Origin of the sequence: Actinobacillus porcinus (genome assembly GCF_901764995.1) — a bacterium.
GTDB classification, from domain to species: Bacteria; Pseudomonadota; Gammaproteobacteria; order Enterobacterales; family Pasteurellaceae; genus Exercitatus; species Exercitatus porcinus.
Map to the genome: position 1 here is coordinate 169,354 of NZ_CABFKI010000003.1, position 18,455 is coordinate 187,808.

The 18,455-nt window shown below is 33.5% G+C and carries 13 protein-coding genes; 2 read left to right on the plus strand and 11 right to left on the minus strand.

Features of this window, described 5'->3' with window-relative positions; translation table 11 throughout:
* Nucleotides 1-124: 124 nt before the first annotated feature.
* Together pgsA and E7T07_RS03600 are read right to left on the minus strand one after the other, a co-directional pair.
* Nucleotides 125-679, minus strand: a complete 555-nt coding sequence (pgsA, locus tag E7T07_RS03595) for a CDP-diacylglycerol--glycerol-3-phosphate 3-phosphatidyltransferase (RefSeq protein ID WP_135709547.1) — start codon at nt 677-679, stop codon at nt 125-127.
* A 123-nt stretch (nt 680-802) separates the two neighbouring features.
* Nucleotides 803-1,834, minus strand: coding sequence for a branched-chain amino acid aminotransferase (locus tag E7T07_RS03600; RefSeq protein ID WP_135709548.1), 1,032 nt, complete (start codon nt 1,832-1,834; stop codon nt 803-805).
* 433 nt (nt 1,835-2,267) lie between these two features.
* Between E7T07_RS03600 and E7T07_RS03605 the strand changes: the two genes are divergently transcribed.
* Together E7T07_RS03605 and rlmM are read left to right on the plus strand one after the other, a co-directional pair.
* Entirely contained in the window at nt 2,268-3,155 is an 888-nt protein-coding gene (locus tag E7T07_RS03605) for a transcriptional regulator GcvA (protein ID WP_135709549.1), read from the plus strand.
* Nucleotides 3,152-4,243, plus strand: coding sequence for a 23S rRNA (cytidine(2498)-2'-O)-methyltransferase RlmM (rlmM, locus tag E7T07_RS03610; protein ID WP_135709550.1), 1,092 nt, complete (start codon nt 3,152-3,154; stop codon nt 4,241-4,243). Before E7T07_RS03605 ends, rlmM begins: the two co-directional genes overlap by 4 nt.
* Before the next feature lie 208 nt (nt 4,244-4,451).
* On the opposite strand, the gene E7T07_RS03615 is transcribed toward rlmM, so the two are convergent.
* From E7T07_RS03615 to E7T07_RS03655, 9 genes are all read right to left on the minus strand, one after another.
* Nucleotides 4,452-5,666, minus strand: coding sequence for a capsule polysaccharide biogenesis protein (locus tag E7T07_RS03615; RefSeq protein WP_135709551.1), 1,215 nt, complete (start codon nt 5,664-5,666; stop codon nt 4,452-4,454).
* 9 nt (nt 5,667-5,675) lie between these two features.
* Nucleotides 5,676-7,709 carry a capsule polysaccharide biogenesis protein gene (locus E7T07_RS03620; RefSeq protein WP_135709552.1) on the minus strand — a complete coding sequence of 678 codons (2,034 nt, stop codon included), beginning with the start codon at nt 7,707-7,709 and terminating at the stop codon, nt 5,676-5,678.
* 6 nt (nt 7,710-7,715) lie between these two features.
* A complete protein-coding gene (locus E7T07_RS03625; protein WP_135709553.1) occupies nt 7,716-8,354 on the minus strand; it encodes an RloB family protein in 639 nt (212 codons plus the stop codon).
* Between the two features lie 5 nt (nt 8,355-8,359).
* Nucleotides 8,360-9,676: an AAA family ATPase gene (locus E7T07_RS03630; protein ID WP_135709554.1), complete on the minus strand. Its 1,317-nt coding sequence runs from the start codon at nt 9,674-9,676 to the stop codon at nt 8,360-8,362.
* A gap of 223 nt (nt 9,677-9,899) precedes the next feature.
* Nucleotides 9,900-10,712, minus strand: coding sequence for an IS3 family transposase (locus E7T07_RS03635; RefSeq protein WP_246046114.1), 813 nt, complete (start codon nt 10,710-10,712; stop codon nt 9,900-9,902).
* A gap of 11 nt (nt 10,713-10,723) precedes the next feature.
* Complete coding sequence (locus E7T07_RS03640; protein WP_135709556.1) at nt 10,724-11,047, minus strand: transposase; 324 nt, start codon at nt 11,045-11,047, stop codon at nt 10,724-10,726.
* Between the two features lie 270 nt (nt 11,048-11,317).
* Nucleotides 11,318-12,043: a CatB-related O-acetyltransferase gene (locus E7T07_RS03645; protein WP_167874926.1), complete on the minus strand. Its 726-nt coding sequence runs from the start codon at nt 12,041-12,043 to the stop codon at nt 11,318-11,320.
* A 90-nt stretch (nt 12,044-12,133) separates the two neighbouring features.
* On the minus strand, nt 12,134-14,746 hold the full coding sequence (locus tag E7T07_RS03650; RefSeq protein ID WP_167874927.1) for a capsular polysaccharide synthesis protein: 2,613 nt from the start codon (nt 14,744-14,746) through the stop codon (nt 12,134-12,136).
* 16 nt (nt 14,747-14,762) lie between these two features.
* On the minus strand, nt 14,763-18,455 hold the full coding sequence (locus E7T07_RS03655) for a CDP-glycerol glycerophosphotransferase family protein (protein WP_135709559.1): 3,693 nt from the start codon (nt 18,453-18,455) through the stop codon (nt 14,763-14,765).

An 18,455-nucleotide genomic window follows, 5' to 3' on the forward strand; every position in this document is an offset into this window, starting at 1 on the left:
TAAAGTGAGAAAAGGAGAGTTAAAATAGCATACTTCTTAGCTAATAAAAAGTGCGGTGAAAATAAGACGATTTTTCCAAAAATAAAGGACGGATATATCGCTCCGTCCTATAAAACCAGCTAAGTTAATTGAGATCGTCTAAGAGCGATCCTTTTGCGGCTTTTAAGTATTGCACCATTGACCAAACCGTCAATATTGCCGCGATGTAAAGCAAAATAAAACCTGTAATTTCCATCCAAGGGGCTTGTCGCCAAAGTAATCCACCTAGTGCGAGCATTTGCGCAGTCGTTTTGACCTTGCCAATCCAAGAGACGGCAACGGTTGTGCGGCTGCCAATTTCTGCCATCCATTCGCGTAGTGCGGAAATAATAATTTCTCGCGCAATCATGACGATAGCAGGTATCGTCACCCAGAAAGCATGATAATATTCCACAATCAAGACCAACGCCGCTGCCACAATGACTTTATCTGCAACAGGGTCTAAGAATGCCCCAAATCTGGTTGTTTGTTTCCATTTTCTGGCAAGATAACCATCAAACCAGTCCGTCACTGAGGCGACAAAAAATATTGCCGTTGCCGCAAAAGGCGACCAAGTGACAGGCAAATAAAATGCAATGATAAAAAAAGGAATCAGTATCACACGGAATAGGGTAAGAAATGTTGGAAAATTCAGCTTCATAATGAAATGCCATATTAAGTCAGGTTGCGACATTTTAAACGATATTTTGTTCGTTGAGAATGTTCTTTAACTAACTTTACAAAACAATAAAAAAAGCACGCCGAAACGTGCTTATCAAAATAATTATTCTACTTTAACGATCCAACCTTCAGGCGCAGGTTTGTCACCAAATTGGATACCCGTAAGTTCTTCGTAAAGTTTACGTGTAATAGGGCCTACTTCTGTTTCTGAATAGAACACATGGAACTGATCTTTGTGTTGAATACCGCCTACCGGTGTAATCACCGCAGCCGTACCACAAGCACCGGCTTCAACAAATTGATCTAGTTGATCAATATACACATCGCCTTCAATGGTTTCCATACCAAAGCGTTCTTTCGCGATATGTAAAAGCGAATATTTTGTAATGCTTGGTAAAATAGATTCAGAAATTGGCGTCACAAATTTATTGTCTTTGGTAATGGCAAAAAAGTTTGCTGCACCTACTTCTTCTATTTTAGTGTGTGTTTTTGGATCTAAATAAATTGCATCAGCAAATTTACGTGTAGCTGTGTCTTGCTCTGCTGCCAATTCATGTGGCAATAAGCTTGCCGCATAGTTACCGCCCACTTTTACGCCACCTGTACCCATCGGCGCCGCGCGGTCGTAATCCGTGGTAATAAAGTTAGATGGTGCTAAACCACCTTTAAAATATGCTCCAACCGGGCAACAGAATACAGAGAAAATATATTCAGGCGCAGCTTTCACACCAATATTTTCACCCACACCAATTAAGAATGGGCGTAAGTATAAGGTCGCGCCAGAACCATATGGTCCTAACCATTCTTGGTTTGCTTTAACGACTTCAGTACAAGCGCGGATAAATAATTCTGTAGGAACAGGTGCCATTAATAAACGTTCTGCGGTTTTTTGCATACGTTTTGCATTTTCGTGTGGACGGAATAAGTTAATTGAACCATCTTTACAGCGGTAAGCTTTTAAGCCTTCAAAGCATTGTTGACCATAGTGAAGTGCGGTCGAACCTTCGTGAATATGTAATGTGCTATCTGTAGTGAGTTTGCCTTCATCCCATTTACCGTCTTTCCAATGAGCAATAAAGCGGAAATCGGTTTTAATATAACTAAAGCCAAGGTTGTTCCAATCAAGATCTTTCATTTTTATTCCTTACAACGTAATTTGAGTTTAAAAAACTTTATCAAATATACGCCATTCTGATGGGCTTGAAAACAATTATTTACGTTTTTTGCTTGGTATTATGATAGAATGCGGACATAAAAAAACACCGTACAGAAAGTACGGTGTTTAGAACCCAAAATCAGGTCAAAAATATACAGGAAGTTAAATCGTTATTTATTCAGGAAAATAAATAACGCTGTTTGGTTTCCCAAACAATATGCAAACACAACATAATACTTAACTAAGAATAAATTCTTAATCAATTAAGGAATTACCAATCATTAAGTATGCGAATATTATAGAAGTGCTGTTTGCAATAGACAAGCTAGAAATACTTATGTGATAGATTAGAAAAACTAATCTGAAAGAAATCAATTCATTATATAATAAAAAAATTTGAATGGAAAGAAAAATGTTTAAACGTTTGCCACCCTTGAATTCATTGAAAGCTTTCGAACGCGCGGCAAGAAATTTAAGTTTTACTAAAGCGGCGGAAGAGCTTTATGTGACACAAGCAGCAGTGAGTCACCAAGTTAAATTATTAGAAGATTTTTTAGATGTCGAATTGTTTGTGCGCAAAAATCGTGCTCTTGAATTAACCCCGCAAGGTGAGCGTTATTATGCGGAAATTTCTCCGTTACTTTATCAAATTGCGGAAGCCACCCAAAAAATGCGTCAAAATCGACCGCACTTAACGGTCTGTGTGCCACAAACCTTTGCAAATCATTGGTTAGTGCCTCATTTGGGATCCTTTAATGCGCAATATCCTGAAATTGATGTTCGCATTAAAGCCGCGGATCATGATGATAATCTGTTAAATGCAGATACAGATATAGCGGTATATTATGGCCGCGGCGATTGGAAAGATGTGCATATTGATGTCTTGTCATCTCAGCAACTCGTCATGCTTGCTTCACCTAAATTGCTAGAGAGTATTCCCGTTAATAGCAAAGAAGATTTACAAAAGCACCACTTAATCCATATTCACACTCGTGATAATTGGAAAATGATCGCTGATTATCTCAATATTACCTCGTTAGATACACAACAAGGGGTTGTATTTAGCCATACGTTTATGGGCTTGCAAGCCGCAATTCATGGGCAGGGTATTGTGATTGCCAACCGTATTTTAGCCCAACAAGAAATTGACTATGGACATTTACAAGTGGTTTTACCAACTGAACTTAATGATCCCAAATCATTTTTTGTGGTGAGTGACATCAAAAATGATAATAAGCCCACGATTCGCGCGTTTCGCGAATGGATTTTAAAGACGATGGAGCAGGATACGAATAAATGAACAAATTAGCCTTATATTGTCGAATTGGTTTTGAAAAAGAAGTCGCCGCCGAAATCACGGATAAAGCCGCAGAACGTGGTGTATTCGGGTTTGCGCGCGTTCAAGAAAATTCAGGTTATGTGATTTTTGAATGTTATCAAGCAGGGGAAGCGGATCGTCTTGCGCGCGAAATTCCGTTTAATCAACTTATCTTTGCGCGTCAAATGATAGTGGTTTCCGAGCTACTTAATGAATTATCACCTGAAGATCGTATTAGCCCTATTATTGCAAAACTTCAAGCAATTCAACCGCACTTAAATCTGAAGCAAAGCACGGAAATTTGGGTTGAAACGGCAGATACAAATGAAGCCAAAGAACGCTCAACCTTTTGTCGAAAATTTACTGTCCCTTTGCGCCAAGCAATGAAGAAACAAGGTTGGCTAGGGTTTAAAGAGACGAAAAAAAGTGGTATCACGTTGCATTGTTTCTTTGTGCAATCTAACGCCTGTTATGTCGGTTATTCTTACAATAACAACCACTCAGCACATTATATGGGGATTCCACGGTTAAAATTCCCTGCAGACGCGCCAAGCCGTTCAACTTTAAAATTAGATGATGCGATTTTGACCTTTATTCCAAAGGAAGAAGAAAGCAAGCGTTTTACAGAAAATATGACAGGAGTAGATCTAGGGGCTTGCCCTGGTGGTTGGACGTATCAATTAGTACGCCGTGGTTTATTTGTGTATGCCGTTGACCATGGAAAAATGGCAGCCAGCCTACATGACACAGGACGTATTGAACATTGTCCCGAAGATGGCTTTAAATTTCAGCCACCAAAACGTAAGCGCGTGGATTGGTTGGTCTGCGATATGGTTGAACAACCAAGCCGTATTGCGGCATTAATGGCGAAATGGCTGATTAACGGTTGGTGTCGTGAAACCATCTTTAACCTAAAACTACCGATGAAAAAACGCTATGTGGAAGTACAGAGCTGTTTACAAAATCTTGCAGAGCAATTAGAACGTCACGGTTTGAAATTTCATCTCCAAGCGAAACATTTATATCATGACCGTGAAGAAATTACGGTGCATGTACAAATTAAAGATTAACAATAAACCCCGAGATACTTTTCGGGGTTAGATTACTACCGAGGTGGGTTTATTTTTTGCCATTTTATCTCTTCCTTTCGATGTACTTCCTTTAAGCAACAGGCATAGCAGAATAATGATGAACCACTTAACTATACGTAATCTAATACGCATTTCGCGTGTTAGGTATAAAATAGTATATTTTATAATCACAAAACATCAACAAGTTTTAATAGCTATTCAAACAAACATTCGTGTAAAAACTACCATTAATTTGTGTTTTATATAGATGAAACTTTCGATAAGCTTCAAATAATTCTGTATTGGGTGGTGTTGGGTTTTGCCAAAAATTAGCTAACGTTCCCTGATACGTTAAACCGGCGATATCATAATTCGCTCTACCTAATGTTATCGTTGGAACATGATGTAGCAATGCGGAAAGGCCACTAGTGCTATTTAACGTAACCATTCCTTTTGCTTTTCTTAAAAATACGGGCATAGGCACATCGTGAACATAAAATACACGATTTTTTATCTGTGGATATTGATCACAAATTTCATTAATTGTATTAGTGTAATCAATAAAACCTCTATCCATAGGGTGATGTTTTATGATTAAATTTAATTTTTCAGGTGCATGTTTAGCAAAAGAAATGAGAACTTCAGATAAAAAATGTTCTACATTTTTAAAATCACAATGTACTCTAACTTGACTATCATCATAAACCTGTAATGGTACAATAAAAAAATCGCCTAATTCATTATTAGTCACTTTTTGACTAAATTGATAATCTCGAGAATAATAATAGAGGCGTTTAATCCCGGATGTTATCCATAAACGAATATAATAAATCAAAGACAATTCTTTATGATGTTGATAGTGAGGATATTTTTTCTGTTTACAAAAAGCGGCAGAATAATATTTTATCGCGTTTTCTGCCATAGGCAGAAAACCTTTAGCTAAAGGTTTGGGCGCAATGGGTTCCGGTAGAGCTTGGTAATGATTTTCTAAAAAAAATTTAGCATTTTTGGGAATAGGAGAGAATGCATTAACCCCCTGTTTTTCTAATGTAACATAGTGCGGTCTAAAATAACCCTCTTCAAAAACCCAAAATTGAACACCATATTTTTCACAAATACGTTTAGCGATTTTATGATAAGGGCGATGATCTCCAAAACAAAGAATACTATCAATATGATTTTGTTTAATAAAATGTACTAAAAAACATTCCCAATCTTGAATAGACTGCTGATAATTAATGGTGTTTTTATGGTTTTTAAAATAAAAATATTCATCACCGCCATTAAAGTTAATTTTATAGACCGATTTATTTTGTTGTTCTAACCAACGGCTTAAGTCCTTGAAAAAATGCCCAATTGGACCCTGTAATAATACAATGTTTTTTGATGAAGCTACGAGTTCATCTAAATAATGTTTTAACATAATCCCCTTCTATAGAAAATAAACTTTGAATAAGTGTTTTAATTTATTGAATTGTTTTTTAGCCCAAGATTGGCGAATGCTCTTTTTACTTTCTAATTGTTTTGTTGTTAAATAGTGAATAATTGTTTTAGCGTCACTTAATTGCTTAGTTACCGGATTAAAATAAATAGGGTAGTCATTTAATGTTGCTGCAATTAATTCTAATAACGAGAGTTTTCTTGTACGTCTTGGCAAAGCAATATGATCAATTGTTAACCCCCAGTTAGCATAAAATGGTAACCCATAACAATGTACAATTTTATTGCGCAAAAGTGCTTCAAAACCGGCTAAAGATGTCATAGTATGAACTTCATCAACTGCCATAATACAGGACAAAATATTGCTTTCTGTTACAACTAAATCAGCGAATTGAGCTGTTTGTGATGGTTCTATATGCCCAATTCTATTGCCACTGACCACATCCGGATGAGGTTTATAAATAATATAATCTGTTGGATTTTCTAACCGCACTTTTTTTAATAATGCCAAATTAGACTGAATTTCCGGTGAACCTGTTTTAATTGAAGCATCATCTTCAACTTGTCCCACTACTAAGATTTTTTTTCGATGAGAAACCGTTAAGTTTAATTCATTTGCACCAACATTATATTTCCCTATATTTTGTGAAACTAATAAATTTTGTAATATTTTTGCTTGTTGTAATTCTTCTTCAGTAAAGGCTTTTGTTTGCAGGATATATTCTAATCGTGAGATTTTTTGCGAATTAAAATAAATACCTAAATCATCAACAACAATAGAAAGGGGCGCTACAAGATTAGAGCCTAATCCTACAGAACGAATAAATCCATCTTCAACCTGTAATGTCGAAATATGATTCTTTTTAGCAAAATCTAATAATAAAGGCTTGCCATTGCCCCAAATTAATAAGCGATTATTTTCTTTCCAATTAACATGTTTAAGTCTATTAATATGAGAAACAAAATGCAACCGGCAGCTTGGTAATTTAAAAAAAGGTTTTAAAACGGAACGCTTCCAAAAAGACATACCGACACAATATAAATTACCTGCGAATTGTAGATTTAACTTTTTTTGTTTGTGCAAATAATGAATAACATCAAAAATATTGCCTATTTCTCCAGAATTAGGATTAATATACCGACTATATTGAAAATAGGCAGCTTGAAATAAAGTCAATAAATCGCAAGTTTTACGTCTTGAGAATGTAGCAAGTGACTTTGCAATAGGGTGACGATCATCTGTCAGCCCCCAACCACAAAACCAAGGGACGCCAAACGTCACCACAGGCTTATTGAGCATAAGTGCTTCAAATCCCATTTGTGAAGTCACACAATACACTTTCTTCACGTTGCGAAGCAAGGAAAGCGGATTAATATCTTCGGCTAACAGCACGATATTAGCCGCTAATTGCTGTGAAAGTGCGGTTAAATAACCTTGCTTTTTGCCTGACAATACGTCAGGATGCGTTTTCACGAAAATAGTGGATTGCGGATTTTCTTGAATAGCCGCTTCTAGCATTTGCTGAAAACAATGTGCATCCGCCTGCCCATATTGAATCGCCATATCCCCCACAGTTTGATCCACCACCAAGACAGCATTTTCATCCATTGACATCCGACAATCAGGCGCATGGTTATATTTGCTCAATTGAAAATCCACAATTAAACGATGTGCCAACCGCACTTTTTCCGTTATCAAATCAGGCGATGATTGCAAAATCAACTTTTCCAACCGTGATGGCTTAGTGGTATCGTAGTAAATCCCTAAATCGTCAACCACCATAGAAAAGGGCGGATATCCTTTGACTCCTAACCCTACTGAACGCAAAAAACCGTCTTCTAAGGCAATAAAAGGCAACTGATGACGCGCTGCAAAATCCCTCGCTTTTTTTGTTGAGGGACGATAACCCCAACCCACAACTTGTTGAATATTTTTTGAGTGGGTTAATATTAATTTCATATCCGACAAAAAAGATGTCAAGAATGGGATTTTTAGAATACCTTTGGAAAATATGCGAGTTATCATAAATGATTAATTTCTGATATTAATTAGATTTTCAACTAATAAATGAACTCGTGTTGAAGGATTTGGTTCATTATTGATTTCACTATCTATTAAGGCATTCATAGCATTCTTTTTAGCTGTATTAAGATAGGGTAATAAGATTGTATAAATCCCTGGTCTAGCTTTTTTATAAATTTCATTAAATGTTTTTTTCCAATGTATATTTAATAAATCTACACACATATCTCCCGCACTTTTGGAACCAGTCCCGATAATTGGTGCTCGAGAAGCTATAAAATGACATAAATACCAATATTCAAAGCTTGGATAAGAAACAATTAACTGAATATTATTTACTTTTGCCAGCTTTTGAGCTTCATTAAATGTAGAATGATTATCACGATCAATGACGCAAAAAACTTCATCAAAGTCTAAATATTGACGTTGTTCTTCTCTTTTTTGTATAGCAGTTTCAACAACGGATTTCGGATCAGAATTATTTCCGGAATAGACTTTAATATTTACTGACGAAAGTTTTTCTTTAAGAATTAAATTCTCAAAATATAATTTCTCTGTTTTTTGTCCTTCACAAACAATTAATACTGTCTTATAAGCTTCTCTTTTAGGTGATTTTCGAGTTAACTCACGATTTTTTCGTTTCGCCATAGAAATTACACACTCCAAAATTCTTTTGGTAGTTGAAAATCCTGAAATACCGGTTTTGCACCATATTTCCCATGTAAATAATATTCTTCTATATCTTCACGATTTACATGAGGTTTGAAGTCGGTTAAAGGATATAAATTTGTTGAGCGATCCTTTCTTTTTTCGCAGAACCAAACTTGATCACGTCGTAATAGATTTTTTCTTAAAACAGATGTTTCATGTGTTGTAAAAATAAGTTGAGCATTTTTTTCATTAACTGATGAATTAAATAGTTGAACAATAAATCGAACTAAATCAGGATGAAGACTTTTATTTAATTCATCAATAATTAATGTATCACCATTATGTAATACAGCTAGAACAAGACCTGCAAATTCAAATAGTTTTTGGGTTCCATCAGACTCCTCTCTTAAATTTATTTTTTGTGAATAACCTAAATCATCATTATAGACAAAAAAAGTCTCATTTTGAGAGATAAGTTGTTCTTTTAAATCATTTAAAATTTCTGTTCTAATATGTTCAGGGAGTTTATCTGATAAATCATTAATATTAATTTGTGGTTTTTCAAAAACAATATCATTTAAATCAATTCCTGAAGCGCGTAACAGTTGAATTAAAATAGATTTATTTCTTTCAGATTCTTTACAAAAATCTTTTGAAATTTGATTGCTAATTCGATCTGTTCTTACGATTGGCATTCGGCTGGTTAATGTATAATAAATTGGTTTTAATTGTTCACTATTTAGATGAACAGAAGTTGAAAGAAATAATTGATCAGGGCGAGTTTGGTTTTGCCAACTTGTTTTTGCACCTTTAAAATATTCTGACATTTTCCAATCATAATTAGATGAATCTGTATTATATTGACGATAGAACCAATTTTGTTCTCTACCTTTAGGATAGACACTTAACCATTCTTCATAAACGATAGAATGATCTACAACAAACCCATAATCTACCCGAGTGGGTTGTAAATTGCCTTGTTCATTCATTAGATCTACAACAAAAGAAATATCGTAAACTGTCGGAAGTATTTGAGTATTATGGTCAAAAATAAAATATTCAGTTTGGATAGATTCATTAGGACTTTTATTAAATGAATTAGCCACAATATTAATCATTGAATCTAATGACTTAATAATATTAGATTTTCCTGAAGCATTAGCACCATAAATAACCGCTGATTTTAAAAGTAAAGGTGTTGACTTTGCTTTGCTATCAAAATAATTATCAGGTTTTTCATCCGTTGAACTTCGAACTAATGATAATGTTTGCTCATCTTTTATTGAGCGATAATTTTCCACTGAGAACTGAATTAACATAATAAAACCTATTTTCATATCGAAAGTTGGTAAAACTTACCGTAAAGTTGTTTTTATTATACCTTATTAAGGGGTTAATTCACACATAATTTAGGCTGTATTCGGATAAACAGAAAACAATGTCATCTTGTTTAACGGCAATCTCATTGGGGACGCAAAAAGGGTTTTGCAAAAGTGCTAATTTAGGTGGTTCTTTCTGTTTTAAACACTGTGTAGTGATCAACTAATTCAACAGTCCCCGATAAGTTTTTTCAGCTAACATCGGGGGCAAGCCTTGATTATAGCTATGTGGGCGAGTGTGGTTGTAATACACCACATAATCTCTCACATCTTTGACCGCACTTTCAAAATCAGCATAGCCACCGTAGGCCATCCACTCATACTTAAAACTTCTGAACCAACGCTCCATCGGTGCATTGTCCCAGCAGTTGCCCCGTCGGCTCATACTTTGCGTTAGCTTGTGTTTTTGCACACACCGGGTAAATTGCTTACTCCCATAAATACTGCCTTGGTCTGAGTGGAACAGCATCGTTTTCGTGCGTTTGATATGTAACATGACATGATTTAACGCATCCACAACCAATTGCGCATCGTGGTATCGACGCAGTTTCCAACCGACAACTTGACGAGTTAACAGGTTAATCACCACCGCTAAATAGCACCAAACCCCATTGACTTTAATGTACGTCGTGTCGCCACAAAGCACCGTCGTTTGTGGCGTTGGGGTAAATTCTCGCTTCAAGTGATTAGCAAAAATTTGCCCGGTTTCTTTATTTCGGTTATACCATTTTTGTGGTTGTTTGCTAAATAATCCCTGTTGAATCATTAAATTACGAATCAGCGGCAAACCGGCTCGAATCCCTTTTTGTCTCAAACCTGATTGAACCGTTCGCTTGCCTGCAGATTGACGACTTGCCTCAAAAATGAGCTTGATTTCAATCGCAAGTGCAGTGTGTTTTTTCACGGTTTTTGGCTGCATCAAACGTGCGTAATAGGCACTTTCTGACACACCAAATAACGCGCATAAACGCTTAATGCCGTGCGATTTTAACGTCGTGACCGCTTGGTATCGCTGTTCTCGAGAGACATTAAAATCGCTGTAGCCTTTTTTAGAATTTCTTTATCCTCTTCCAGCTCTTTGATACGGTTTTCTAACTCTCGAATGCGTTGTTGTTCAGGGTTGATTGGCTTTGAACCCGGCAACACATAGCCCTGACATTCCGCTTGAACTTGACTTACCCAGCGACGCAACGCGGTTTCACCAATGTCGAGTTCTTTGCAAGCTTGTGCAATAGAATATTTACGATCGGTAATCAATTTTACTGCTTCAGCTTTAAATTCTGCACTAAAGGTTCTTCTAGGTCTTCGCATTTTTATATCCTCATTTTGGGTTTAATTTTACCACCTATTGAGGACTGCGGGATTAGTGTACCACTACACAGCAACTATTTTGTCTACTATGCCCTTTTAATTATGAGGATAAAATTTGATGACATATTGTTTGAAAGATTGGTTGTATCTAGTAATAAAAAATCTGCACCTTAATTAGTTGGGTGTGTAGCCTAACTTCTGAAGTGCAGATCATTATTAACTAAGCCTTTTGTCTATTACACCTTTTTGCTATTCACAAATATTCGTTTATTATACTTGTAACTCGGATAGAGTTAGAGACTTTATAGCTATATGTTTTAGATCATTTTTCAAAACTTTTTCATTAAGTTCATCTATAAATTGCTCAGGATTATTTGCATTTAATCCGTTAAAATCTTCTAGATGATAATTCCACCATTCTATTTGCTGAATTTTTTGAATTAAATCGTCACTAAAACGGAATCTAATAATTCTAGCTGGGTTTCCTCCAACAATGGCAAACGGCGGAACATCTTTCGTAACTACCGAGTTAGCTGCAATAATTGCACCATTACCAATTTTAAGGTGGCTTTTTAAAACCACACCAGAACCAATCCAAACATCATTACCTATTTCAATGTTTCTATCTTGGCGAGCTATATTACTAAGATCTTCTCCTATTAAATTATGATAACCGGAGTTATAAAAAACAGGTGATGTAGAAATCCAATCGGGGAAGTGGTGAGCCCCCATAATGGAAACATTGACAGCAATACTACAAAATCGCCCTACTTTAACACCATAGCCTAAATTACTGCCACTATAACTATGACATCCCATAGACCATAATGTATTACAAAATCCCCAGAAGGTAACATTGCTTTCTAAACTAATATCTTTATTGACAGATAAAACAATATTTGGGTTATTCACCGCATGGTGAATTGTAATCTTGTTTTCTAAAAGTTTATCTTTGATAGCATTAAAAGGGATTTTAATAACATCATTTGATTTCATTGTTTTCCTTAAGTTTGTAATACAATTAATCATTCAATACATTTTGGCAAGAAAAAATCGTAAAATACATTCTTGCAAAGAAGATAAAAACTATTCTTCTGTATTCTGAATATACTCTTTCAGCTCTAAGTATTCACTTGGAAAGATAGTTTCATCCACCATATTTAATAGTAAAGGACGTTCCCAGAAAATATCTTTTTTAATGATTTTTGCTGGAATACCCGCAGCTACACAATTATTTGGAACCTCTTTTTTCACTAAAGAATAAGCTCCGATAACTGAGCCATTACCAATATGGCTCCCACCTAAAATCGTTGCACCATAAGCAACCCAAACATGATTTCCAATCACAATATCTTTAGATGGATTTACTCGTGTACCTGTATTCACATCATAAATAGCATGAGAATCGTCGGTTCTAACTTGATTATTTGTTGCAAACATACAATCATCGCCTATTATGATACTGGTTTGTTCTGCGCAAGTTACCCATACGGCATTAGTACTCGTTGTATTATTACCAATAGTAATATGACAACCGAATCCTAAACGGAAGGTACCAGACATATCTGTCTGTTGACCAATAGAAAATGAAGCATTATCACCTTTAAATTCAATGACAGTATTTTTTAAGTTAGATCGTTCATGTAATTTCACATAGTTATTTTTACCAAAAAATTGTACTTGTACATTTTTCAGTTCGAGTGGTGCTTCGATGATATTGTTATACTCATCTTGATAATATCCATTTACATTTAATCTGCTATTACTGAACTTAGTGTTTCTTCCAATAAATTTCTCAATTTCTATAGATAGCAAATTTAAAGTTTTTGCTAAATCAGTATCTTCTTTGGTTGGAAGTTCCCCATTTGTTGCCCCTATATGATGATATAAATTGGCTAAAACAGCCTTATCGTCACAGGATAGAATGATTTGATTAGTCATTACATTGGCTGTAAGTAATATAATAGGATGATTTCCATTTTTATAATGTATGTCTAAGCATTCTTCACGTTGAGTTATTACCCCCAATTTAGATGTATAGGTACTTATTATTTTTTTAATAGCTCCGTTTAATTCTTGTTTTATGAAAAAGTTATTACCTTCTGAATTTGCTTCAAAGCTAAAGAAAGTATTATTAAATCGCATCAGTTTTTGTGAAGATAGAGCAAATACTTGCTCAAAACCATTTACACTAATTTTTAAGAATAGCTCATAAGTTCCTACAGGCAGTTCAGAAATATCAATTCCTTTATATCCAAGTGTAGCAAACCAACACTTATCATAATTGAAATTTGTTCCTGCAGCATAATGCTTTGTAAGTTCTGGTCGAGAACCTTTTCCTAAGTTTTTGACATACTCACCAGAAGCCCCTTTAATAATAAGTTTATAATCAATATCGCTATATTCCCTAGCACTTTGACCTGTGATAATGCCTACACCTTCAATATAAAGGATATTTTCAATTAATCTGAAAATTTGTAAATCAACCACCGAATTTTTAAGAATCGATTTTGGTAAATTAGATAAAACACTTGAACTTTCTACATTAAGATTTTCCATTATGGTATGGATTTTAATGATTTCATCCAGAATTTTTTTCTGATCTATATCTGAAATAATTCTTGTTTTGTTTACATTAAAATTCTTAGCTGAAAAATATTCTAATTCTTTTACTTTTTCAGGTGATATATTTCTCAAAATAAAATCCAAATGAATTGAATCATCTTTTATTGATATATCAAAGGCAAAATGATTTCCTTTAGAAAAAAAATCTAAAACTAACATATTTCTAAAATATTTTAGGGAATGAACAATGTCTCTCTCTTTTAAATTCTTAACAATAAAGGATTCAATAATAGGAAATATATTTCTTATCGTTTTATGTGTAGAGTTATTCAAAATATAATTAAGCATCCCTGAAATAAGTACATTTTTACTTAAAAAATCCATCTTATTTGGCATATTTTTATACTCTGGCGGTGACCAAGAATTGTGTAACGAAATCACTCCACAATTTACTTTATCTAATAAGGCGGGTGAGAAGCTAAACGCCTCATTAAAATATAAATTTTTATAATCCTCGATAGCTCTATTAAGATTACTACCAAATACAGCTGACTCTAAAATATTGCCACTTTGTGTACGGTCAATAATATAAAAATCATCTTTATGCTCTGGTTTCTTAAGTAATGGATCGATGATCCCATTTCCAAAATAATGCCAAGGATAATTTTCTGGTTTGTTTTGAAGACGCTCCTGAGCTCCTTTTCGCCATTCACTTATAAGAGGATTATTAGGCTTACGAGAAAAAAGTACTGCAAGGTGGATAGCTTTAGCGTCAGCTCGTCCAAATGAAATCAGTTTAGTCTCTGAAATAGTACTGAAAATATCAAAAATATCATCAATCACAATACAATCTAAGTCTAAAAACAAACCACCAAATTTTTCTAGTACAGCCGCTGAGATAATATCAGACTGCATAGCAAAAGAGATAGTTTTTAATTTTTCTAAATCATAAGTATCACCAATATATTCATGTAAATTAGCATGATTTAGTATATGTATTTTGCAATTTGGAATATTTTTAATCCAAGTTTCTCTGCATAAATCTAGGTATGCTGGAATAGGGTTTGGAGACTCCCAAAAAGCAAAAATATTATTTTCTGTGATATCTACTAATTGTGTTACAGGCTGTGACATATTCATCTCCTAGTTATTATAGGGTTTCTAACTGTTTCTCTATGCTATATTTCAAGAGTGCTTTATCTTTTTTTAACTCTGCAGTTTCTGCGACAAGCTTCCAATATTTAAACGTATCTTGCTTAGGTATTATATTTAACATATTTTGAGCATCTTCTGATTGCCCAAGGCGACATAAAGCCAGTGCATATAAATACATTGCTCGTTCAGAATTATAAATATAGTCAATTAGCAAGTTTGTTAATGCTTGCCATTCATTTGAGCGATACAATTTTTCTGCTTTATATAACGCAATTTCTTGGCTCTGTGGATATTTTTCTCTAAATTGGGTCAATAGAGTTTCTTCCGCTATAATATTTTTTTGTTGTTCAAGTACCCTCAAGTAGTTTGGGACTAAATCTTCTGGTATCAGCAGTAAATTATCTTCAAAAGCACGATTCATTTGAGTAAATAATTTTTCATCATTATGACGTAATTTCGCTAAACGTGCTATCGCAATACGACAAGAGGGATCATTTTTACTATGATTTTCATAACGAACTAAATAGTCATGAGCTCGTTTTAAATTATTTAATTGCATACATATGTAACTTGCCAATAATTCTAGCTTAAAGATATATTTGTCTTCACTTGACAATTGTTCCAACAAATTTTCAATAAGGCTTATAGCAACAAAATATTCTTGTTGGCTAATTTTTTCAGCAAGTAATAATAATGGACTATACTCTATTGGTAATTCAGGTGACAAGTTTCGACTCAATATTTCGACAGACTCAATATCTCCACTTAATGCAGCAGCTAAAGTAGCTATTAATCTATCTTCTTGTGACCCTATCTTATTGTCTGCAAAATATTTAGCAGCCTGTTTTATATTACCAATTTTTAAATCTACTTTAGCCTGCCAATAAGACATATTTTTGACTTTATTTAGAGTTAGATAATTTAGTAAGTTTACAAAATCCTTATCATTGAATAAAGCACTTAAATATCTTTGCTCATACTCATCATATTCTTTATCATTTAGTTTTTTACTCTGTAATAAATTAAATATTCGCTTTCCAACAAGATTCCATTCTTTATAATTTTCTGCTTGAGCAAGCATATTTTTAACAACAGAAATATTGTCATTTTTTTCTGGAGAGTCTAAGTTGACTATTGCTTGGTAAACGCGCTGACAGTTTCTATTGTCTTGAAATTGGAAAGTTTTTTGAATACGCTTCAAGTATTCAGACTCAGCTCTTCCATGTATCATTATTTTTTCTAACTCTGATAGAACTTGCTCCTGTGTTTCTGTAACTGGACCAAAACCATCATTTTCATATTTAAAATACCCATGTTGAGTAGTATGTTCTCCAGAAAAAAAACTATTTTTATCAAATTGATAGTAAATAATTGCTTTGTTTAAATATGCCATATCAAAAGCAACAGAAGAATAATCAGTAATCAAGATAGAAGAAAAACCAAAAAGTTTTTGAACACTTGTTGTTTCTTTCACCATACTCCAAACATTAATATAGCCTGGTACATTAAACATTTCTAAATAAGGCTCAATATTTGGGTGCGGAGCAAAGAAAATTTCATATTGATATTTATCTGCTAATTCTTTTAATTTATCAGAATGCAATAATTTATACCAATGCTGCGCATAATCAGTTTGCATAAATGCTTTATTCAGCGTACGTGTATTACTACCAATCCCTATATTTTCACCGACAATATTTTTCCTCCAGGTTGGCATAATTAGAATGGATTTTCGATCCTTCTTATTTTCTAATGATAAATTATCGTAACGTGGAAATCCTGCAAGAATAACTTCTTTTTCTGTAAGCTTATAATTATTAAAATTAGCCACAATAGACTCATGCTCTTGATTTGTTACTGTAATAAAACAATGCAAATTCCTTTTAGAGTTTATCCATGTTGACAAATCATGGACTGTTACACCATGTTGTAAAAATACAAATTTTTTACTATCTTCATAAAAATCATTAAAATAATTATTGATATGTTTTTCTAAATGGCTAGATATAATTTTACTAACTCGACGTAAACACGTTTCAAACTCTTTACTACCAAATTCAACTAAATTAAATCCATCTCTTTCAAGTCGTTTCCAATCAGGTGCTGTTTTATTTAGAGCAAAATAGCACTTCTGCTCAGGATGATTTTTCATCATATAACGATAGAGATGCTCTGCATTATCATCTGCTTTAGTTTCTCTATCCATCAATAGCCAACTTCCATCAGAGTGATATTTCTCAGAAGGGGAAAATAAACTTGTTAATTCTTCTATAGTAATGCCATGAGTAAATGTTTTACCTTTGATAGAAATACGCATAGCTTTTTTATTGAGAAAAAAATGCAATTTTTCATAACAATCTAGTTCACCATATGGAATCCATAAGCGTTTCTCATAATTAAATAATGCATTATTTAATGTATTTACTACTGTTTTCTCATATTCAGGAATAATTTCTTGATTATTTATTTGAATGGAGTAAGGGTAGTCAAAATAACTAAAATAACTAGCTAAAAATTGTTTTCTTTCTCTATCTATATTTTCGATATATACTATTTGAAATGGTGGTTCTGCATTTTTAAATGCACCTAACATACCTACTTTATGAAACATCCATGTATTAGCAAAATTACTTTCCGTAATATTTTTCTCATCAATGTATAAGAAGACCTCTTTCATAAAACTATAAAATTTTTCTTTTTGTTCTTTATTTAAAAAATTAATACGTTCAGGTCGATTTAATAAATATTGAACATACCAACTCATATCATACAATGCTGTTTTCTGAATGTAATTAGGAATTACACCAAGTTGAGCCTTATATTTTTTAAGCATAGGTATGAATCCAAATTCAAAGATATTTGAATATTTTTCTTCTTTTTTCCATGATGTATCTAATGTTGAACTTGAATCATCGCGTTTACGATAGAAATAAATTGCTCCTTTATCAAATATAGCCTCTGTATTTTGTAAATCAATCAAGTAATCAGCAATAAATTTTCCATCTTCAAAGTTAGGCTTCACTTTATCATTAAATTTTAAATGTTTTTTTTGTATATGTGCTACTTTAAAAAAAGTTGAAGCCGAGGATAAATTAATAAACTTATCTAAGTTTTTAACTTTTTCTATATGTGTTTCATTAAAACGGAAACGCAACGGATGAGAATCTTTAACAAGATTTTGATTTTCAATAAATAACTTTATATTTGTAGCTAAAATACTAGCTGAAGGAGTTTTATTTAAACACTCATCTACAGATTTAAAATAATCAGGGTGCAAAAAATCATCTGGATCAGTAAAAACAACCCATTCTGTATTCACATATTCTAGCCCTAAATTTCGTGCAGATGCTTGCCCTCCATTTTCCTTATAAATATAGTGAATATTTTTAGGGTATTTTTTTTGCCATTTTTTAATAATTTCAGCTGAATTATCCGTTGAACCATCATCCACTAAGATAATATGGATATGATTTTTAAAACTTAAAGTTTGTTTAGTTATACTAATAAAGTACTCATCTAAATAACTCGCAACATTATAAACAGCAGAAACGATAGTATATTGATTGTTTGTTTTATGCTTAATAATTCTTTTTTGTTTTAAGTGAATTACTCTTTTTTGATACATATCTTTAAAGAATAATTTAGGGTCTCTCACTAGCTTTTTAATTTTACGTTTAATATTATTCAT